Here is a 19,687-nt window from a genome sequence, read left to right as displayed (position 1 = left end):
GATCACAGCCACGATAGCCTTTCATTTTTTGCATTTCGATGGACGCTGAAGCACAATTTATGTGTGGAGGTAGTTCACTGCGATGCAGGATAGGGCAAACGCCGCAAAATGACGTCTCTGACGCCATTCCGCAACGTTTGCCCGGTGACCTACAGTCGGTTCTTGTTGGAGAGTTTTATGAAAAAAGTTCAATTCAGGATTGAAGAAAGCCAACATGATGATCTACTTGATTGTCTTAAAACACTTTATCCAGATGAACCGGGTTTAACCGTGGCAAAAGGAATGAAGCTGCTTGCCAATGCTTTACTGAAAAGCAAGGTTAAAAATGAAGATGTTAATGTGTCAAAAGACAATGATGATTTTATCAAAACCACAATGTATTTGACAGGGAAACAAAGAACTTTAATAGAGAAAGCGGCTCATCGTCATGGCTGGAATTTATCCAGAGAATGTCGTTATCGAATCCAGACGACACTTGAAAATGAACTTGATTTTTTCGATCAGGAACTTCTGGTGATGAATCGTTGCCGTAATGCAATAGATAAAATAGGGCGAAACTTTCATTATATTATCGTTAATGATAATGCCAGAGTACTTGATAAAGATGGGTTCTATCAGGACGCTGAGCGGTTGAGTTCAGAGATAATGAGTCTCAAAAGTGAGTTTGAAAACTACATTATGTTATGCAAAGGGCGAACTGTTTCTAACAAGGTTGAGGTGTAATCATGGGCGTTTATGTTGACAAGGAATTCAGGGTTAAGCGTAAGTCCTCTGAAGCTGGCCGCAAGTCTGCTTTCGCCCATAAAGTTAAAAATGGTGGTAAAAACTATCAACGCAACGTTCAGGAACGTATCAACCGCAAGGGTGCCAGTAAGGAGGTTGTTGTCAAAATCTCAGGAGGTGCGATTACCCGGCAGGGAGTTCGAAACAGTATTGACTATATGAGCCGGGAGTCAGAGCTGCCAGTGATGAGTGAAAGCGGTCAGGTATGGAAAGGTGATGAGATTCAGGAGGCTAAAGAGCACATGATAGATCGTGCTAATGACCCTCAAAATGTTTTCGATGATAAAGGTAAGGAAAATAAAAAAGTAACCCAAAATATTGTGTTTTCACCGCCTGTATCAGCAAAGGTAAAACCTGAAGATCTGCTTGAGTCTGTCAGGAAAACGATGAACAAGAAGTACCCAAATCATCGTTTTGTGCTTGGCTATCATAACGACAAAAAAGAACATCCACACGTGCATGTCGTTTTTCGTATTCGTGATAATGACGGTAAACGAGCTGATATCAGGAAAAAAGATTTACGGGAAATTCGTACAGGTTTTTGTGAAGAGCTGAAGATGAAGGGCTATGACGTTAAAGCCACTCATAAGCAGCAGCATGGACTTAACCAGTCTATTAAAGATGCGCACAAAACAGCGCCAAAACGACAGAAGGGCGTTTATGAGGTTGTTGATGTTGGCTACGACCATTATCAGAACGATAAAACCAAACCAAAGCAGCATTTCATAAAGCTTAAGACACTGAACAAGGGCGTGGAGAAAACATATTGGGGGGCTGATTTTGGTGAGTTAACCACTCGCGAGAACGTTAAGAAAGGTGATCTTGTTAAGCTGAAGAAGTTAGGACAAAAGGAGGTGAAAATCCCTGCACTTGATAAGAACGGTGTACAGCATGGCTGGAAGACTGCACACAGGAATGAGTGGCAGCTAGAGAACCTGGGGGTTAAGGGCATAGACAGAATCTCTTCATCCAGTAAAGAGCTGGTGCTGAACAGCGCGGAGATGATTAAGAAACAGCAACTCCAGATGAGAAATTTCTCGCAAATAAAACAGTCGATGATTCAAAGCGAACAGAAAGTGAAAATCGGAATTCGTTTAGGATAATTCATACTCTCCGGTAACTTATTGATTAAGATCGATTTATTTATCTTGTTAGCAGAGTTTTTGTAAAAAGTAACTAGCGGTAAAAAATTTAGTTAACTTGACTATAAAATAAGCGCATGGTGATCAATCGATCTGCTTTTTTGTTATCAAATAGCATATGTATCTAGATATAAATAAAATACAAGCACAAACAAAATGAAATGTGTCGTAAATGCGATCTAAAGATCTGCTTGTGTGGTTGAACGCAGCACATGTAGCTGATAAAGTTTTTATGAGATGTAAATTTGTCCTTTTGTTTTTTTTCTCTGATTCGGGGTCATCCGAGTCGAGAGAGCGCCTGAAAGGAAAAACTATGGAATGGTATGTTTTGCAATTCACCACTACGAGATTTGCAGCAGTTTTTGCTCATCTCGAACGCCTGAACTTCTCTTACTTCTGTCCTATGGAGACTGAAAGGTATCGTCGCCCGGATAAGATAATTTCATATCGAGAAAGACGTTTGCCGCTTTTTCCCGGTTATCTTTTTATCCAGGCAGATTTTGAAGAGGTTCATTCCACTACAATAACTGCTATCCCTTACGTACAACGCTTTATCTCATTTGGCGGTGAGCCTTTACCTGTACCAGAAGATGTGATGGCGGAGCTTTTGTACAGACAATCACATACAACAGCTCAGGCAAATCTTTTAAGGAAATCAATTCCACACGATTTTGCTGAAATTCTACTCATGGATAATCCGCAGCAAAGAAGTATGGCTTTCATCCACTACATCACAGAGAGAAGCTTAACCCACAAAATGAAACGGAAGAAAAATGACTGCTACCCGAAAAAAAACCGCAACGAGACGCAAGCCCCAACGTAATACACTCTACCTGCCCTCAGCTTCTCGTGAGGAACTGGATAAAATTGCTCTGGAGATTGGCTATCGCAGGGGGCGACGTATTTCAAGCTCTGGTGTTGTCCAGTACCTCATAAAAAAATATTCCAGCCAGGCTATTGAGGAGCTGATAAACGAAGACGATGAAGACGATGACGACTTCGATGACTAACCATTCAGTCTAAACTTTCCGCGCTGTTCTGGCCGGGAGAAAATCATGTTATCTACTACTGCTTTTGCGGCGCTTGCTTTGCAATGCGCGGCCAGCGTTCATCCCGATACTGCGCATGAAGTTGCAAGGGTTGAATCTGGTTTTAACCCATATGCTATTGCCGAGATAATACCGAAGGTTGAACGTAAGCCCGGTGACAAAGGCGTAGTGTCCTACTTTCCCAAAACTAAGGAGGCTGCACTCCAGATCGTAAATCAAATTGAATCACGAAATCATCGTTACTCAGTCGGTCTTATGCAAATAACGAGTACGAATTTTGCAAACTTCAATACAACCGCTGAGAAAATGTTTGACCCCTGCGAAAATCTCAAGGTTTCAGAGCAAATTTTGGTGGATTGTTATAAACGTGGTGGCGATATTTTACGTGGCCTGAGTTGCTATTATTCCGGCAATCCAGAAACAGGAACTAAACCTGAATCAGATTTTAATAACACCAGTTATATACAGCGCATAGGGTTTAATCCGCCTGATAACAAAAAAAACTGGGTGGTTCCTTCAGTTAAAGATGCAATCAGAAAGGAGAATGTAACACAGAGTATCAAACCTAAAGAAGTTACCGTATATCCCCAATATGCCATGCGTGGCACTGTTTTAGATGAAAAGGAAACAAACGATGTTAAAACTCAATAAACGTTATTTAACTCTTTCTGTATTTATGGCTGCATTGATGCTTTGTGTAGCAGAACCCGCCTTTGCTGATGATGTATCCACTAAAACAACTGGCTTCTTGCAGAAGATTATCGATTTTCTGACGGATATCCGTAAGCCAGCAATCACCATCATTGCGCTGGTAATTGGTTATATCGCTATCTTCTCACGCCAGCATGCAGCGTGGATTACGCCTTTAATTATCGGGATTATCATCTTTATTGTTGCGCCATATCTGCCTGACTGGTTAGCGTAATATGTAATAAAAGGGGGCGTAAAAATGAGTACCGTTTTTAAAGGGCTGACACGCCCCGCTTTGATTAGGGGGCTGGGCGTTCCGCTCTACCCCTTTCTTGGAATGTGCGTTATCTGCGTTTTGCTTGGTGTCTGGATTCATGAGGCTATGTATGCCCTCATCCTCCCTGGCTGGTATGCCATCAAGCGAGTTACGAAGATAGATGAACGCTTTTTTGACCTGCTTTATCTGCGAATGCAAATCAAAGGTAATCCTCTGGCAAACAAGCGCTTCAATGCCGTCCATTATGCGGGGAGTTCGTACGACGCAGTCGATATATCGAAAGTGGACAATTTTATGAAGCTTAAAGACCAGTCTTCTCTTGAAGAGTTAATCCCGTATTCATCACACATCACTGATAACCTCATTGTTACCAGAAACCATGATCTACTGGCGACCTGGCAGATTGACGGAGCTTATTTTGAATGTGTAGATGAAGCGGATCTAGCCTTGCTTACTGACCAGCTCAATACGCTGATACGTAGTTTTGATGGGAAACCCGTTACCTTTTATACGCATCGTATTCGGGTTAGAAAAGAAGTGCGACCTGTATTTGACAGCAAGATCCCATTCGTCAACAGAGTGATGAACGATTATTACGAATCGCTTTCGGCGGCTGAGTATTTTGAAAACAAATTATACTTAACCGTATGCTATAAACCGTTCAGCGCTGAAGATAAAGTGACGCATTTTCTTTCAAGGAAAAAGGGTAATAAAAATATCTTCGAAGAACCCATTAATGATATGAATGAAATATGTGGCAGATTGAGCACCTATCTCTCCCGGTTTCATTCCCGTCGTCTTGGGTTATATGAAGAAAATAATATAGTTTATTCAGAACAGCTTACGCTGTTCCAGAAACTGCTATCCGGGCGCTGGCAGAAAGTCAGAGTCACCAATAGTCCGTTTTATACATACCTGGGTGGTAAAGACCTGTTCTTTGGTAACGATGCTGGACAAATCACTGCCTCTGACCATGCCCGGTACTTTCGTTGCATCGAGATCAAGGACTACTTTCAGGAAACGGATGCCGGAATTTTTGATGCACTGATGTATCTCCCGGTTGAGTATGTACAGACTTCCTCTTTAACTCCGATAGACAAGCAGTCTGCAATCAAGGCGCTGGATGATCAGATCGACAAACTCGAAATGACCGATGATGCCGCTAAATCCTTGCTCGCTGATTTGAAAGTTGGTCTCGATATGGTCTCCAGCGGCTATATTTCTTTCGGGAAAAGTCACCAGACACTGATTGTTTACGCAGATTCGCCGGAGCGTCTGGTGAAGGACACCAATATTGTAACGACGACCCTGGAGGATTTAGGGCTGATCGTAACCTATTCAACCTTGAGTCTTGGCGCAGCGTATTTTGCTCAGTTACCTGGTAACTACACGTTACGGCCACGCCTGAGTTCTATCAGCAGTCTGAACTTTGCCGAAATGGAAAGCTTCCATAATTTCTTTACGGGCAAGGAGAAAGGAAATACCTGGGGTAACAACCTTATCACCCTGGGCGGCTCAGGAAATGATATTTATAACCTGAACTATCACATGACTACCGAGCATCAAAATTACTTCGGTAAAAACCCCACGCTGGGGCATACCGAAATTCTTGGTACGTCAAACGTGGGTAAAACGGTAGTGATGATGACTAAGGCTTTCGCCGCCCAGCAGTTCGGAACGCCGGAGTCTTTTCCACCTGAGAGGAAATTAAAGAAGTTAACTACAGTATTTTTCGACAAAGATCGGGCAGCGGAACCCGGTATACGTTCAATGGGAGGTGCTTACTTTCGGGTGAAAGAAGGAGAGCCGACTGGCTGGAACCCTGCGGCTTTGCCACCAACCAAACGAAATATTTCCTTTATGAAAGACCTGGTGAGGCTACTTTGTACGCTTAACAGTGAGCCGCTTGATGATTACCAGAACCGCCTGATTTCTGATGCCGTTGAGCGCCTGATGCAGAGGTCAAACCGCTCTTATCCGATCAGTAAGTTGCGACCACTCATTCTGGAGCCTGATGATACTGAAACCCGGCGGCATGGGCTTAAAGCACGCCTGAATGCCTGGGTGCAGGGAGGGGAATTTGGCTGGGTGTTTGATAACCCGGACGATACGTTTGATGTGGACAACCTGGACGTTTTCGGTATAGACGGAACGGAGTTTCTGGATAACAAAGTACTTTCCAGCGCCGCTTCATTCTATCTCATCTACCGTGTCACCATGCTGGCTGATGGCCGCCGACTCCTTATCTACATGGATGAGTTCTGGCAATGGATTAACAACGAAGCGTTCAGAGATTTTGTTTATAACAAACTCAAAACCGCGCGTAAGCTGGATATGGTGCTTGTCGTAGCGACACAATCGCCGGATGAACTAATTAAATCACCTATCGCGGCTGCCGTTCGTGAGCAGTGCGCAACACATATTTATCTGGCGAACCCCAAAGCGAAACGTAGTGAGTACGTAGACGAGTTGGAAGTGAGAGAACTTTATTTTGACAAAATTAAAGCCATTGACCCGTTATCTCGTCAGTTCCTGGTCGTCAAAAACCCACAGAGGAAGGGGGAAAGTGATGATTTTGCGGCTTTCGCAAGACTGGATTTGGGAAAAGCGGCGTATTACCTACCGGTTCTCAGCGCATCGAAACCCCAGCTTGAACTGTTCGATGAAATCTGGAAAGAGGGTATGAAGCCGGAAGAGTGGCTTGATACCTATCTGGAACGTGCAAACCTGATTTAAGGAATCCCTATGAAAAAGCATATCGTTGCGGCACTTATCGCCTCTGTTACGGTTATTTCTGGTGCTCAGGCTGGTGTTCCCGTTGCCATTGATGCAAACCCTGAATGGGCTGTCGAAGCGCAGCGCTGGACAGAACGCCTCAAACAGTGGCAGGACACCGTGAACCACTACCAGAAACAGATTAATGCCTATAAGCAGGAGCTGCTGACCAAAACGGGCATTCGTGATGTTCAGGGACTGGTGCAGTCTGCGCAATCTGTCAGTAAGGAGCTGGAGAATATTTACGACCAGGGGAACTCCTTCATTGATGATTACATTAAGAACCCGGAAGCCACCCTGTCTGAGCAAGCCAGATCACTACTGGCCGATTATAAGGTGACAAACACCTGTAAGGGGCTGGGATATACGGGCGACCTGGTGCGGGGCTGTGAAGCCTCGTTCCTGTCCCAACTGGCGGGGATCGAGTACGGCAATAAGCTGGAAAGTAAACTGCGTGAAGATAATCAGGAAATGGCCGACCTTATCGACCAGGTGAAGAACGCCCAGGACACGAAAGCCACGCAGGACGCGACAAACGCTGTATCTCTGGCAAGCCTGAAATTTAACAAGCTCAAATTTCAGTATGAAATGTATCGCGATAAGCAGCGCGATCTTGCAGAATACAAGGAGAAAATGTTACAGGCTGCTTTCCAGGAGAAACAATTAGGGGCTGTTAATAAAGAAACTCCAGTTGTTGATTATAAGGCAGCATTTGAGCAGCAGAGTTATGAAATGAACTGAGGGGGCATTTTGAAAAAATATGGATTAGTTGCGGCGTTGGGGCTTACATTCTTTCTTACCGGGTGTGAAGAGGTTAAATCTGTAGACTGGTGGCAGTCTCACGTAGACGATGCAACGAAAAAAGTAGCTGAATGCAAAAAGTCTGGGAGTGATAGCGAAAATTGTAAAAACGCTAAGGAAGGTTTGTTTAGGTATAAGCAATTACATCCTAAGCATGTTGACTATAAAGATGCATTCAAAAATGTATTGGGTAAAGATGGAAGTTAAAAGGAGCCACTATGGCAACTTCTAGGTATTTCCAGGCCGCTCATGACGTTATTGTTAAAACTCTTGACCAGTCTTTGACTGGTCAGTTAGATAACTTTTCTTCAATAGCGTCTCAGTTGGGTAAGTATGGTATTTCCATTTATATATTGTGGTATGCTTATACCACAATAGTTGGGAAGCAAAAAACCGCAGTGCAGGATTTTTTATGGAATCTATGTCGATTCTGGTTAATTCTTGTTTTTGTCAAAAATATGGGGGGGTGGTTAGATAGTGCAACTCAGGCCATTGATGGGCTGAAGGAAACATTTGCAGGAGGTGATCCTTGGAAATGGGTTGACGAGCTTTGGGAGAAAGTTCAGCAGGTAGCTGCATATCTTATGTCCAAAGATACTTCGAAGTATGTGAAAACAGATGGGGCAATCGCATCTTTATTAACATATGCTGGAGGGATAATTGCATTATTGCTAACTTCAATAGTTTATCTCGCCGCCGAAGTTACTATTAAGATACTTACTATTACCGCGCCGTTGTTTATTATTTGTCTTTCATTTGGTTTTTTAAGGCAGATGTTTAATAGCTGGCTTCAGTTAATATTTAGCTCATGCTTCATATTCTTGTTTTGTGGACTGGCAATTAAAGCGGGAATGACGTTCCTTAATGGCATTCTGACAATCTCGATAGCTAACGCAGATGAATTAAATCTGATATCAACAGGTGCTCAGGCCGGGGTTGCAGGTGCATTTATGGCCTGGATTATCTGGCAAGCCAAAACCTATGCTTCCCAGCTCGCAGGGGTAGGTGTTGAAGGCGCGATGCAAGGGGCAGCCGCAATGGGGATTGGTGCTGGCGTGTTCGGCGCTTCCCGTATGGGGCGTAATCTGCTTGGTATGGGTAAAAATGCAGGGATTGGCGCATGGAAAGGCGTTCGCCGTCAGGATGGAGGGTTCAACCAGTCTCCTGGTGTATCCGGTAAGTTGGGGAATCTGACCGGGCAGGGCGTTAATATTGGCGCTAAGAGGCTTCGCCAGGCTGCGATAGATGCGGCGAAAAAGAAATATGGAGGTTAACCGATTTATTATTTAAATCTGTCAACTCTGAGTATTCCGCAGTAAATATTCACTCCTCTATTTAGGTTCTCACATTATGAAACTACTTATCACGGCTATCGTGACGCTTTGCCTTGTCGGATGCCAGGCGTCACATAAACAACCTCCGGTATCCGGAAAAAGCGAACCTGTTAATTCAGCAGAGGTAATGCGCAATGGGGTTTAAACTCTCAGGATTAAAACTTCCCGGTTTTAACAAGAAAAAAGAAGTAACAGACTCTTCAACTACTTTTGAAGAGAAAAATGTATTGATGCAGGAGAAAATGAACCGCATTTATAAATTCGGTGGTATTGCAGGAATTGCCGTAGGTGTGTTGTCTCTGCTGGCACTGAATGGAGCGCTACCGTTAAAGAGTACGGTTGTCGAAGCTTATCTTATTAATGGTGTCACTGGCGTTGCTGAAAGACTGACTTCTGTTAAAAAAGAAAACCTCTCTGAAAATGAAGCGCTGGCGAAATACTTCATTACTCAGTATGTGAAGCGTCGTGAAGGGTATAACTATTTCAGTCTCCAGCATGATTATGATTATGTTCTGTTATACAGCGCTGAGAATGTGGCGACGGATTACAACGCTTTAATCAACGGCAACCAGTCACCAAAGGTTATTTATAATAAAGCGGAAAAAACCGCATCTGTTCAGGATAATCCGTCCGTGATTATCAGTCCGTCATCCCGGCGCGATGATAAGGATATGGGAGCATATATCCGGTTTAAATTAACCATTCGAAATGTCGCGACAGGCCAGGATGATTATGAATACTGGAACGTCCGGTTGACCTACCGTATTGAACCACAGGTCGAAATGGCATCGGGTGACCGAAACAATAACCCGCTTAAATTCGTTGTAACGAGCTATGTACGCGATAAAGAAGTGAAAGGGTGAAAACTATGAAAATGAATAAAGGAGCGCTAATTGTGGCGCTTCTGTTGGTGTCGCACGTCTGCCATGCAGCCGTTACGCCAGCAGCCAGCCGTTTTGATCCCCGTAATCAGATTGTCAGTTATAACCCGCAAAACACGACAGTCATAAACAGTGCGGTTGGCTATACAACCACACTGGTATTTGACGAGGATGAAACGGTCATCAGTGCCAGAACCGGCTTTCCCCAGGGCTGGGAAGTGAACAAAGAAGATAACCTGGTGTATCTCGAAGTGAAGCCCGTCAAACAGACCGTACAGAAGAACAGTACCGATGACAATGGCAACCAGTCTTCAGAGGTGGTCAGTGTAGCCCTTGATCCTGAAAACGACCTGGAACGCTGGCGAACAAACCTGTTTGTTCGCACAACAAAACGTAATTACAGCATGGAGCTGAACGCCCGAACGTTCCGGCAGCCGGATAAGATCGCGTTTGTTGTTAATTACCAGTACCCGCAGGAACGCCGGAAGGAGCAAGCCGAAATCGAGAAGAAACGGATTGAGGCTCTTAACAAGCGGCAGGAGGAGCAGGCAATCAACCGTTCTCTTGAAAATGCGAAGTCGCCCAAGAACTGGGATTACTGGAAGCGGGTAGCTGACGGCAGCCAGTCAATCAGCCCGGATTATGCGTATGACGATGGCCGCTATACCTGGTTTGGCTTCAGCCCCCTGAAGAAAATCCCCAGCGTCTTTGTTATGAGCGGCGAACAGGAAACGCTGACTAACCCGGTAGTCAAAAACAGCGGTAGTTTCACCGTTGTTGGTGTTCCTGTAGACCAGCGCTTTGTTTTGCGTATGGGAAATCAGGTTGTTGGGGTTGAAAACCGGGGCTTTGGCAAAGTCCGTCTTCCGGCAGGAGATACCGTTTCCCCGAACGTTGAGAAAGAGGTGATCCAGTGAGCGAACAGGAAAATAAAATCCCGACCGCTGTAGAAATTGAACAGGCACTACGGGAACGGCATCAGAAAGAAATTGAGCAAAACGATAAAACGGATAAGGGAGATGAAGATGACGGTAAATCAGTAAAACGCCTGGGTATCGAGAAGCTTAAAAAATCGCGTAAGGGGCTGGTGATTATTGTGGCCGCTTTCCTTCTGCTGGCCGCCGGGGTGTCTGTCTACTATATCCCGTCGATTATTCGTGCAATGTCCAGCGGTGATGATAAGCCTGCCAGTAATGCGGTATCTACTGGTTCAGTAAAACGCGCGACAGGACTCAGCGATGATGTTGATCCATTCAACACCAGGGAAGAACCGGCTAAGACGGAAGAACGGAAGGAAAGCAGCGGCAAAGCGGAAACGCCACCGGAAAAAGTACAACAAAACTTCAGTCGTGCGCTGGATGTGGCCTATGGGGGGAGCAGCTCTGCTTCCTCAAATTCCGGTGGTAGCTCATCAACGGCCAGCAATACCAGGAACGAGGGGGACGGCAGTGACAAACAGGCAGAGGTTCAGCCTGTTAATGCAGGGCAACCCGCGCAGCTTTCTAAAATTACGCGCGTTCCTTATGACCCTAACCTTTTCATTCCTGAAAATACCGCGATTAAGTGCTCGCTGGACAGACGATTTATTTCTGATCTGGCTGGCAAGCTGGTCTGTACGATTAATGAGGACGTATACAGTGCAAACAGGAATGTAAAGCTAATTGAAAAGGGAACAGCCGCATATCTGATGTATAAAACGGGCACGTTCAATCATGGTCAGGGAGCCGTGTTTATCGCTGCTACGAAGCTTAGAACACGTAAGGAACCTTTCATTGATATTCCGCTGATTGATACACAGGCGGCGGGAGCGCTGGGTGAGGCCGGGGCTTCAGGCTGGATTGACACACATTTTGCAGATCGCTTTATGGGCGCGATGATGGTTGGCATGATCCCCGATGTGGCACAGGCCGCAAGTGGAGCGGCTAAAAGTAATAAAGACAATCAGACCGACTATACAGCTAACAGTCGCCAGGCTTTTGCTGATATAGCACGCGAAGCGTTTGCAAACAGCGTAAATATCCCTCCAACGCTTTATAAAAACCAGGGGGAAATCATTACTCTGATCGTTGGTCAGGATTTGGATTTCTCCAGCATCTACAAATTAAAAATGGTGGGTACCCGGAGGTAATTTGATAACGCTGGATATCAAAGAGTTTTCAATGCTGTTAGGAATAAGGGAAAGCGAAATATACCATCATATTCGTAAGGGCATACCAATAAATGGCGTTCCTTTCCCCAAACCACTGAAACAAATCAAAACGCATCGATTTAATTACGAAGAAGTCATGCGTTTTATTGAAGATCTTAAAGGAAAAGGTGAATTATGAAGGATGCAGAGAACAGACATATTGTTTATGAAATAATAGATGAATACTTCCACCACTGGCTTAATGAAGTCGATGGTTTAACTGAAATCGCGGTAAATCGGCCTGATGAACTGTTTGTTAAAGTGAGTGGGAAATGGCAGCAGCATGAATTAAAAATGGATTTTAAAGATTGTATGTCATTTGCAGGGGCAATTTCTGATTATCATGATGGTGGGTCGGTTACGCCAGAATATCCCTTACGTTCTGTTACGCTCCCCGGAGGGGAGCGTGTACAAATAGTTATTCCCCCGGCAACGGAACGGGAAACGGTGTCTATTACAATCCGTAAGCCGTCCAGTGTGTTTATCGACCATGATACCTTTGTTAAACAAGGGTTTTACTCAAGGCTAAATCAAGGGGGGAAATTCAGGGATAAAGAAGATGAATTATCTTCAATGTTTAAAGATAATTGTTTTGAACAATTTGTCCCTGAATGCCTGGTTAAGGGTAAAACGATGGTATTTTGTGCCGGAACGGGGGCGGGTAAAACCACCTTTGCAAATGCCTGTCTTCAGTACATACCCCATCATTTACGATGTATTTCAATTGAAGATACAGATGAAGCAAAGTTCAGGTTCCACAAAAATCATGTGAAATTGTATTACCCGTCAGAAGGGGAAAGTAGCACTGTCAGTTCCGCTTCTCTTTTACGTTCTGGTTTTCGTATGAACCCGGACAGAATCCTCATGACTGAGGTTCGCGGCGCGGAAGCCTGGGATTTTCTCAAAGGCTCAAGTTCCGGCCATGCAGGGAACCTTACAACCGTCCATGAGAGCACCCCTGAAGATGCTGTGCTTGGACTGGTTCAACGGTGCTATATGAACCCTGAATGTCAGAATTTGCCTTATAACATTATATTGCGGAGGGTGTTAAGCAACGTCGATGTGATTATGAGTATTAAGTACATCGATGAGGAAGATAACCGATTTGCATCGGGTATTTACTATCGTGATATTCATTTTCAGGAATACTTTGAAAAGCTGAAGGAGTGATTATGTCTCTGAAACTACCCGATAAAGGCCAGTGGGCTTTTATCGGTCTGGTTATGTGTCTTGTGACGTATTATACTGGCTCAGTTGCTGTTTACTTCCTGAACGGAAAAACGCCGCTTTATATATGGAAGAATTTTGATTCCATGCTGCTGTGGCGGATAATAACAGAGAGTAATATACGGACAGATATCAGGTTAACCGCAATCCCCTCTCTTTTATCAGGTATGGTTTCGTCTCTCATTGTGCCTGTTTTTATTATCTGGCAACTGAATAAAACGGATGTTGCTCTTTATGGTGACGCGAAGTTTGCCAGTGATAATGATTTAAGAAAATCGAAACTTCTGAAATGGGAGAAAGAAAACGATACTGATATTCTTGTAGGTGCATATAAAGGTAAATACCTGTGGTATACCGCACCAGATTTTGTATCACTTGGCGCAGGAACCCGCGCAGGTAAAGGGGCTGCAATAGGTATTCCAAACCTGCTGGTCAGGAAACATTCCCTGATTGCATTAGATCCAAAACAGGAACTGTGGAAAATCACCAGTAAGGTACGTGAAAAACTGCTGGGTAATAAGGTCTATCTTCTTGACCCTTTCAACAGTAAAACGCATCAGTTTAACCCGCTTTTCTATATTGATTTAAAAGAAGAGAGCGGGGCTAAAGACCTGCTGAAGCTGATTGAGATCCTGTTCCCGTCTTACGGTCTGACCGGAGCGGAAGCACACTTTAATAACCTCGCGGGGCAGTACTGGACGGGGCTGGCAAAATTGCTTCATTTCTTTATTAACTACGACCCCTCCTGGCTTGGTGAGTTCGGGCTTAAACCTGTTTTCTCAATTGGTTCTGTAGTCGATTTGTACAGCAACATCGACCGGGAGCTGATACTCAGTAAGCGAGAAGACCTGGAGGGAACAAAAGGACTTGATGAAAACGCGCTGTATCATCTGCGCGATGCCCTGACCAAAATCAGGGAGTATCACGAAACCGAAGACGAACAACGTTCGAGTATTGATGGTTCGTTTCGTAAGAAAATGAGTCTGTTTTATCTTCCGACTGTTCGCAAATGTACAGACGGCAATGATTTCGACCTTCGCCAGTTGCGCCGGGAAGATATCACTGTTTATGTTGGCGTTAATGCTGAAGATATGTCCCTGGCCTATGACTTCCTCAACCTGTTCTTTAACTTCGTTGTGGAAGTCACGTTACGAGAAAACCCTGACTTTGACCCGACACTGAAACATGACTGTCTGATGTTCCTGGATGAGTTTCCGTCTATTGGTTACATGCCAATCATTAAAAAAGGTTCGGGTTATATTGCCGGGTTTAAACTCAAACTTCTGACGATTTACCAGAATATCAGTCAGCTTAATGAAATCTATGGTGTTGAAGGTGCCAAAACGCTGATGAGTGCGCATCCCTGCCGGATTATCTACGCTGTCAGTGAAGAAGATGACGCTAAAAAGATTTCGGAAAAGCTGGGCTATATCACCACCAAATCGACAGGTTCAAGCAAGACAAGCGGACGCTCAACGTCGAAAAGCAGTTCAGAAAGTGAGGCGCAGCGCGCCCTTGTGCTCCCGCAGGAGCTGGGAACGCTGGATTTTAAAGAAGAATTTATCATTCTTAAAGGTGAAAACCCGGTTAAAGCTGAGAAAGCCCTCTACTTCCTCGACCCGTATTTTATGGACAGGCTGATGATGGTAAGCCCCAAACTTACCGAGTTAACCGCCTCTCTGAATAAGACTAAAAAAGTATTGGGTGTTAAAGGGCTTAAATATCCTTCTAAAGAAAAAATGCTCTCCGTCGGTGAGCTGGAGTCAGAGGTTTTACTATGAAAAAAATGTTAATGGTCAGTGTCCTTTTTCTCTCTGCCTGTTCCTCTCCGCCTGAACCACCACAGGTTGACTGGGAACAGAATCCTGAAACGGTGAATACACAATTAATGGACTGGCAACCGACATACTCAGTTATTAAATCAGACAAGGTTAATTCATCGTGGGTTAAGGTTATCCATAATTTCAGGCCTGAAAACCGCCTTTACGATGATGCTGTTTTTTATTCTGTTGCACATTCTGATTCAGTGATTGTTGAAACCAGTAACGGAACAGACTTTTTCACAGCTAAAAACTGGTTGAGGGCGAACGGTGCAAACGGTGTCATACAGTATCGTTATAAAATGAACTGTTTTTCTTGCCGGACTACCAGTGTTTATTTATCACGATAACGCCGGATTAATAAAATTCTTGTAATTTTATTGAGCCGGGGTTGAACAACCGCAGGGCGTTAGTTGCCCGTTATCCATGAGGTGTATATGAAAAAGACCGTAACCACGGCAGTGCTGCTTTGTGCGTTCGCTGCCGGAACTGCTCATGCTGAGGAAAAGGCCGACCCGAACGATCCATGTGCAATGGTGTTATGCCTTGCCGGAAAACTTGACGGAAGTAGTCCGGCAGAATGTGACCCGATGTATAAAAGTTTTATGTCAATCAGGAAAAAGAATAAACATGGTTTTTTACCCGATCACACGGCAGATGCCAGAAAGAAAAAACTAAATGAATGTCCTGCGGCTGATGCAGGTACAGTAAGTAAAATTATTTCAAGCTTTGGCCGATTGAAAAACTTTTAATTCTGTTTGATTTAATTCTGATGTGAATACGCAAGTTTCAGGTTTGAGACTGGAACTTGCGAACATTTTTTACAGGGGTGGGAGGATGAAAATTATTAACGTACCTGATGCAAGAAGTGTGAGAATTGCCGGAATTGAAATTATCGATAGTGTCAAATCGGTCGCTTCTGTTTTTACTGAAATTTTGTTGTTTATGGTCTGGTTTCCGGCAATTGTCTATGGGCTTTATCGTTTTGTTATCGTTTTGTGGGATGCTTCCTTAAAGCCGCAATCGCTCATTGAGTTTATTAATTTCATGGTTGAGTTATACAGCTATGTACTTCCTTCGTTGGCTGTTATCGCAGTGGCTTTAGTCGTCGTTTTATCCATTTTTAAAAGACTCTCAGCAATATGGGAGGGAAGAAAGCAATGAGACATTTTTTTAATGTTCTTTCCTTTGCTGTTGCCCTGTTGCCAGCTACATTGTGTGCTGCTCAGATTCAGGGGAAAGTTATTCGCGTTCTCGATGGAGATACCATCGAAGTTAAAACACTACCCGCGAAAATTGTTGTGTATGAAGTTCCGATTCGAGTCCGATTGATAAATATCGATGCACCGGAAAAAAAACAACCCTTTGGTCGCTGGTCAACCAATCAACTTAAAGCCCTGCTGGCAGGGCAATCAGTTACCGTCTCTTATACGCAAACAGATCGCTACGGGCGAGTCCTGGGACGAGTGGTGACAGCGAACGGCACTGAGGCTAACCGCCAGCAAGTGCTAAAAGGGGCTGCATGGGTTTATGACAGGTACAACACCGATAACTCATTACCGGCTCTGCAACGGGAAGCTCAGACACAGAAGCGCGGCCTGTGGGCTGACAGTAATCCCGTTCCTCCGTGGGAGTGGCGTCATAAACAAAACTGACGCGCTTCGCTTGTCCAACCCCTCCTCTGCCTGAAGAAAATCTTCAGGCAACGTCACGGTTTTTAATATACATGGTGCGCATATGGGTAAATTAACTCTGGTAGAGCAGGCTTTACGGCTCCATAAAGAATATTACGGTGAAGATAATTTTGGTACTGTCGTAAAGGATTGTGATTACTATCCTAAAGTGGCAGAGATTTTTATAAACAGAAAGAATCGTAAAATTTATTCGAATCTTGATATCGAACCCGTTGCTTCAACCGTCGTTCATACGGGAAGTAGCCCTGTTATGGCTAAAGCCGGGAGGATTAAAAAGCTTATGTTTAAAGATGGTTCGGGAGCATACCGGATTCATCTTGGTCAAAATGAAGTGGTTCATATTATTCGCTTCATTCTTAACTCTAAAGTCAGAATGGAGTACGCAGTTGGCACAACCAAAAGTATGTCGATGCTTCATAATCTTTGCGAAGCTGGACGCGCTAAATTAAACCGCTCTTTACCCCGTAAAGGTATCTGGAAAATCGGGTGTTACGACGGCGTTTATTATCACGGTAAGGCAAGGAAGGAAGAAATAGAAAACGCTTTACGTTTTTCTGTTCATCCAAAGTTTAATGAGCTGGAGAATGACTTTAATCAGTTCTTTTCGGATATTGATTTCTACACCCGTTATGGTCAGTCAGGAATGCGAAAAGTGCTTTTTACTGGTCCTCCGGGCACAGGGAAAACGACTATCGCAAAAGCTTTGGGGGCAAAATATCAGGATAAATATGTATTTGTTTATGCTGATGATTACTTTAAAGATGTTTGCTATGCCGCAGCTCAAAAGAAAATACCCGTTATCATAATAGCTGAAGAGGTTGATGAACTTTATCGGGCTGATGCCGGAACGTTAAGTTTTCTTGATGGGGCTGATACACCGCGAAATCTTGCCGGGACATATGTTATTTTTTCAACGAACTATCCTAACCGGATTGATCCGCGCATCAGAAAACGCCCTGGCAGAATTGACAGAATCATATCTGTAGGTGCTTTTCGGACTAAAGCCGCTGCCGCTTGTGCCAAAATGTACTTACCAGACGATATAAATATTGACCTTAAAGAACTTGGCGCGGTGCTGGACAGAACGACTCCTGCTGAAATAAAGGAGATAATAAATATTGCTATTGGCATGATTCGCGGAACAAAAAACGAATTAACAGTAGATGTAATCAAGAATGCGCGTGCCTTTTTGAAAGGAACCCTTGACCTTAGTGTGCAGGAGGCAGAAGAAGACATAGAGGAAAGGGAAGAAATCTTTAAAAAGAATGGTGCGCAGCCTGACTATTCAAGTTACCTTGAGGATTGATTAATGAGACTTTTTATTGCAGAAAAACCGTCTTTAGCAAAGGCTATTTTTGAAGGACTGGGCGGAAATCCCAATACAGAAAAGAAAAACGGCTATTTTGAACACGGTTCTGATGTCGTTACCTGGTGTTATGGTCATATGCTGGAGCTTTACGACCCACAGGATTATGACGACAAATATTCCAACTGGCGTTATAGTGATTTACCCATTAAAGCGGTTTATCCGCCAAAATATAAAATCAAGCCTGAATCAGAAGCACAGACCCGCATTATTTTGTCTCTTATCGATAAAGCCGACAGCATCGTTCATTCAGGCGACCCCGATGATGAAGGATGTTTGCTGGTTGATGAGATTCTGGGTTATGCCGGAAACAAGAAACCCGTCCAGCGACTGCTTGTTGCCGACCTCAACCTTGCGCCAGTGCAAAAATCACTGTCGAATTTACAACCTAACGATAAATTTCGCGGTATGACGTTAAGCGCCCTGGCGCGTTCCCTGTGCGATCAGGGTTTTGGCTATAACATGACGCGGGGATGTACATTAAAAGGCCGTGAGAAGGGCTATGACGGCGTTCTGAACGTTGGCCGGGTACAAAGTGCCGTTCTTGGTCTGGTGAACATGCGCACGCTGGCGAACCAGAATCACACAGAAAGCTTTTATTACGATGTATTCGCCAGTCTGTCGATGAACGGGCATCAGATTAAGGCGAAATATCAGACAACAGACGACGATCAGATAGACGAGAAAAAACGCCTGATCTCCGAAGCTCAGGCCGCGCATATTGCCGGACGTGTTACGGGTAAGGATGCTATTGTTACTATCGCGACGACAAAGCCGGAAAATAGCAAGCCTCCGCTTCCGCTTAACCTTTCCACGCTTCAGCAGCTCTGCGCAAAGCGATTTGGTTATTCTGCAAAAGATACGCTCGATGTGATGCAGGGGCTGTATGAAACTCACAAGCTTCTGACCTATCCACGTTCTGACAATCGCTATCTTTCAGATGAGCATTATTACCAGGCCGGAGATATTGCCACTGCTATAGCGGCCACCGTACCCGAACTGGCGTCTGCGATCGTAGATATGGATAAAGGCCAGAAACACAAAGCCTTTAATGCCAGTAAGATTGAGGCGCACCACGCCATCATCCCGACGACAAAAAGCGGAGCCGGTATTCAGCTTAATGAAAAAGAGCGGAACGTTTATAACCTGGTGTCCGTCTACTTTATCGGGCTGTTCTACCCGGATGCGATCCGCAACAAGACGAAAATCCACTTTGATATTAAGGGGGATACCTTTACGGCCACACAGAGCGTTCTGGTACAAAAGGGCTGGGAAGCGCTGGGTAAGGATAGTGATGACGAGGACGAAACCGAAGATGCCGGAACGGACGGTTTTGACCTTTCATTGCTGAAATTTAATGACAGCGGCCTGTGTGAATCGGCAGACGTGGACAAGAAAAAGACTACACCACCTCGCTATTTCACAGAGTCAACGTTACTGGCCGCCATGACGAGTGCGGCAAAATTCATTGATGATCCGGCTCTCAGAAAGGCGCTGGAAGCGAAAGACGAGGGCAGCAGTGATCGTGGCAGTATCGGAACGGAAGCCACCCGCGCGGGTATTCTTGAGAAACTGGCGGCAAATACCGGGCTTATCTCCATCGAAAAAGAAAAGGGGTATTCGGAGCTGGTATGGAAAACCACAAAACAAGGCCAGGAGT

General features: G+C 44.5%; 21 protein-coding genes. All 21 read left to right on the top strand.

Annotated elements, in window-relative coordinates; genetic code table 11:
* Nucleotides 1–177: 177 nt before the first annotated feature.
* On the top strand, nt 178–723 hold the full coding sequence (gene ddp1 / locus ACQG0T_RS23855; protein ID WP_001348698.1) for a DNA distortion polypeptide 1: 546 nt from the start codon (nt 178–180) through the stop codon (nt 721–723).
* A 2-nt stretch (nt 724–725) separates the two neighbouring features.
* Nucleotides 726–1,886: a MobP1 family relaxase gene (mobP1, locus tag ACQG0T_RS23850; protein ID WP_004199101.1), complete on the top strand. Its 1,161-nt coding sequence runs from the start codon at nt 726–728 to the stop codon at nt 1,884–1,886.
* Between the two features lie 352 nt (nt 1,887–2,238).
* Complete coding sequence (locus tag ACQG0T_RS23845) at nt 2,239–2,748, top strand: transcription termination/antitermination NusG family protein (protein WP_000455437.1); 510 nt, start codon at nt 2,239–2,241, stop codon at nt 2,746–2,748.
* 232 nt (nt 2,749–2,980) lie between these two features.
* Entirely contained in the window at nt 2,981–3,625 is a 645-nt protein-coding gene (locus ACQG0T_RS23840) for a lytic transglycosylase domain-containing protein (RefSeq protein ID WP_000953538.1), read from the top strand.
* Nucleotides 3,609–3,899, top strand: coding sequence for a TrbC/VirB2 family protein (locus tag ACQG0T_RS23835; protein WP_000916156.1), 291 nt, complete (start codon nt 3,609–3,611; stop codon nt 3,897–3,899). Before ACQG0T_RS23840 ends, ACQG0T_RS23835 begins: the two co-directional genes overlap by 17 nt.
* Before the next feature lie 24 nt (nt 3,900–3,923).
* Nucleotides 3,924–6,677, top strand: a complete 2,754-nt coding sequence (locus ACQG0T_RS23830; protein ID WP_015060057.1) for a VirB3 family type IV secretion system protein — start codon at nt 3,924–3,926, stop codon at nt 6,675–6,677.
* Nucleotides 6,678–6,686: 9 nt separating this feature from the next.
* Entirely contained in the window at nt 6,687–7,457 is a 771-nt protein-coding gene (locus ACQG0T_RS23825; protein ID WP_000716326.1) for a type IV secretion system protein, read from the top strand.
* Between the two features lie 9 nt (nt 7,458–7,466).
* Nucleotides 7,467–7,724 carry an EexN family lipoprotein gene (locus ACQG0T_RS23820; RefSeq protein ID WP_000759841.1) on the top strand — a complete coding sequence of 86 codons (258 nt, stop codon included), beginning with the start codon at nt 7,467–7,469 and terminating at the stop codon, nt 7,722–7,724.
* A gap of 11 nt (nt 7,725–7,735) precedes the next feature.
* Nucleotides 7,736–8,791 carry a type IV secretion system protein gene (locus ACQG0T_RS23815; RefSeq protein ID WP_000235886.1) on the top strand — a complete coding sequence of 352 codons (1,056 nt, stop codon included), beginning with the start codon at nt 7,736–7,738 and terminating at the stop codon, nt 8,789–8,791.
* Nucleotides 8,792–8,985: 194 nt separating this feature from the next.
* Nucleotides 8,986–9,714 carry a virB8 family protein gene (locus ACQG0T_RS23810; RefSeq protein WP_004199085.1) on the top strand — a complete coding sequence of 243 codons (729 nt, stop codon included), beginning with the start codon at nt 8,986–8,988 and terminating at the stop codon, nt 9,712–9,714.
* A 5-nt stretch (nt 9,715–9,719) separates the two neighbouring features.
* A complete protein-coding gene (locus ACQG0T_RS23805) occupies nt 9,720–10,649 on the top strand; it encodes a TrbG/VirB9 family P-type conjugative transfer protein (RefSeq protein ID WP_000783386.1) in 930 nt (309 codons plus the stop codon).
* On the top strand, nt 10,646–11,860 hold the full coding sequence (virB10, locus tag ACQG0T_RS23800) for a VirB10/TraB/TrbI family type IV secretion system protein (RefSeq protein WP_001295060.1): 1,215 nt from the start codon (nt 10,646–10,648) through the stop codon (nt 11,858–11,860). Before ACQG0T_RS23805 ends, virB10 begins: the two co-directional genes overlap by 4 nt.
* A gap of 1 nt (nt 11,861) precedes the next feature.
* Nucleotides 11,862–12,059, top strand: coding sequence for a DNA-binding protein (locus ACQG0T_RS23795; RefSeq protein WP_000629109.1), 198 nt, complete (start codon nt 11,862–11,864; stop codon nt 12,057–12,059).
* Nucleotides 12,056–13,090: a P-type DNA transfer ATPase VirB11 gene (gene virB11, locus ACQG0T_RS23790; protein ID WP_000650512.1), complete on the top strand. Its 1,035-nt coding sequence runs from the start codon at nt 12,056–12,058 to the stop codon at nt 13,088–13,090. Before ACQG0T_RS23795 ends, virB11 begins: the two co-directional genes overlap by 4 nt.
* Nucleotides 13,091–13,092: 2 nt before the next feature.
* Nucleotides 13,093–14,928 (top strand): type IV secretory system conjugative DNA transfer family protein, encoded by a 1,836-nt coding sequence (locus ACQG0T_RS23785; RefSeq protein WP_000053822.1) that lies wholly within the window; start codon nt 13,093–13,095, stop codon nt 14,926–14,928.
* The gene (locus ACQG0T_RS23780; protein ID WP_000738524.1) at nt 14,925–15,317 is read left to right on the top strand and encodes a cag pathogenicity island Cag12 family protein; all 393 of its coding nucleotides are present in this window, start codon (nt 14,925–14,927) and stop codon (nt 15,315–15,317) included. Before ACQG0T_RS23785 ends, ACQG0T_RS23780 begins: the two co-directional genes overlap by 4 nt.
* An 87-nt stretch (nt 15,318–15,404) precedes the next feature.
* Nucleotides 15,405–15,719, top strand: a complete 315-nt coding sequence (locus ACQG0T_RS23775; RefSeq protein ID WP_000754496.1) for a TrbM/KikA/MpfK family conjugal transfer protein — start codon at nt 15,405–15,407, stop codon at nt 15,717–15,719.
* An 85-nt stretch (nt 15,720–15,804) separates the two neighbouring features.
* Nucleotides 15,805–16,131, top strand: coding sequence for a hypothetical protein (locus tag ACQG0T_RS23770; protein WP_004208538.1), 327 nt, complete (start codon nt 15,805–15,807; stop codon nt 16,129–16,131).
* Nucleotides 16,128–16,622, top strand: coding sequence for a thermonuclease family protein (locus ACQG0T_RS23765; RefSeq protein WP_001215543.1), 495 nt, complete (start codon nt 16,128–16,130; stop codon nt 16,620–16,622). Before ACQG0T_RS23770 ends, ACQG0T_RS23765 begins: the two co-directional genes overlap by 4 nt.
* A gap of 82 nt (nt 16,623–16,704) precedes the next feature.
* On the top strand, nt 16,705–17,967 hold the full coding sequence (locus ACQG0T_RS23760; protein ID WP_000517490.1) for an AAA family ATPase: 1,263 nt from the start codon (nt 16,705–16,707) through the stop codon (nt 17,965–17,967).
* A 3-nt stretch (nt 17,968–17,970) separates the two neighbouring features.
* Nucleotides 17,971–19,687: DNA topoisomerase (locus ACQG0T_RS23755; protein ID WP_310663523.1), on the top strand; the 1,717-nt coding region annotated here is incomplete at its 3' end.

The organism is Enterobacter cloacae complex sp. 302F9, from assembly GCF_050030335.1.
GTDB classification, from domain to species: Bacteria; Pseudomonadota; Gammaproteobacteria; order Enterobacterales; family Enterobacteriaceae; genus Enterobacter; species Enterobacter hormaechei_C.
This window is presented reverse-complemented; position numbering and strand designations above follow the sequence as displayed.

Coding starts and splice junctions, on each gene's coding strand:
- mobP1 (WP_004199101.1), top strand. CDS start 726: ATGGGCGTTTATGTTGACAAGGAATTCAGGGTTAAGCGTAAGTCCTCT.
- ACQG0T_RS23815 (WP_000235886.1), top strand. CDS start 7,736: ATGGCAACTTCTAGGTATTTCCAGGCCGCTCATGACGTTATTGTTAAA.
- ACQG0T_RS23840 (WP_000953538.1), top strand. CDS start 2,981: ATGTTATCTACTACTGCTTTTGCGGCGCTTGCTTTGCAATGCGCGGCC.
- ACQG0T_RS23810 (WP_004199085.1), top strand. CDS start 8,986: ATGGGGTTTAAACTCTCAGGATTAAAACTTCCCGGTTTTAACAAGAAA.
- ACQG0T_RS23775 (WP_000754496.1), top strand. CDS start 15,405: ATGAAAAAGACCGTAACCACGGCAGTGCTGCTTTGTGCGTTCGCTGCC.
- ACQG0T_RS23825 (WP_000716326.1), top strand. CDS start 6,687: ATGAAAAAGCATATCGTTGCGGCACTTATCGCCTCTGTTACGGTTATT.
- ACQG0T_RS23830 (WP_015060057.1), top strand. CDS start 3,924: ATGAGTACCGTTTTTAAAGGGCTGACACGCCCCGCTTTGATTAGGGGG.
- ACQG0T_RS23835 (WP_000916156.1), top strand. CDS start 3,609: ATGTTAAAACTCAATAAACGTTATTTAACTCTTTCTGTATTTATGGCT.
- ACQG0T_RS23845 (WP_000455437.1), top strand. CDS start 2,239: ATGGAATGGTATGTTTTGCAATTCACCACTACGAGATTTGCAGCAGTT.
- ACQG0T_RS23760 (WP_000517490.1), top strand. CDS start 16,705: ATGGGTAAATTAACTCTGGTAGAGCAGGCTTTACGGCTCCATAAAGAA.
- ACQG0T_RS23770 (WP_004208538.1), top strand. CDS start 15,805: ATGAAAATTATTAACGTACCTGATGCAAGAAGTGTGAGAATTGCCGGA.
- virB11 (WP_000650512.1), top strand. CDS start 12,056: ATGAAGGATGCAGAGAACAGACATATTGTTTATGAAATAATAGATGAA.
- ACQG0T_RS23780 (WP_000738524.1), top strand. CDS start 14,925: ATGAAAAAAATGTTAATGGTCAGTGTCCTTTTTCTCTCTGCCTGTTCC.
- ACQG0T_RS23785 (WP_000053822.1), top strand. CDS start 13,093: ATGTCTCTGAAACTACCCGATAAAGGCCAGTGGGCTTTTATCGGTCTG.
- ddp1 (WP_001348698.1), top strand. CDS start 178: ATGAAAAAAGTTCAATTCAGGATTGAAGAAAGCCAACATGATGATCTA.
- ACQG0T_RS23805 (WP_000783386.1), top strand. CDS start 9,720: ATGAAAATGAATAAAGGAGCGCTAATTGTGGCGCTTCTGTTGGTGTCG.
- ACQG0T_RS23765 (WP_001215543.1), top strand. CDS start 16,128: ATGAGACATTTTTTTAATGTTCTTTCCTTTGCTGTTGCCCTGTTGCCA.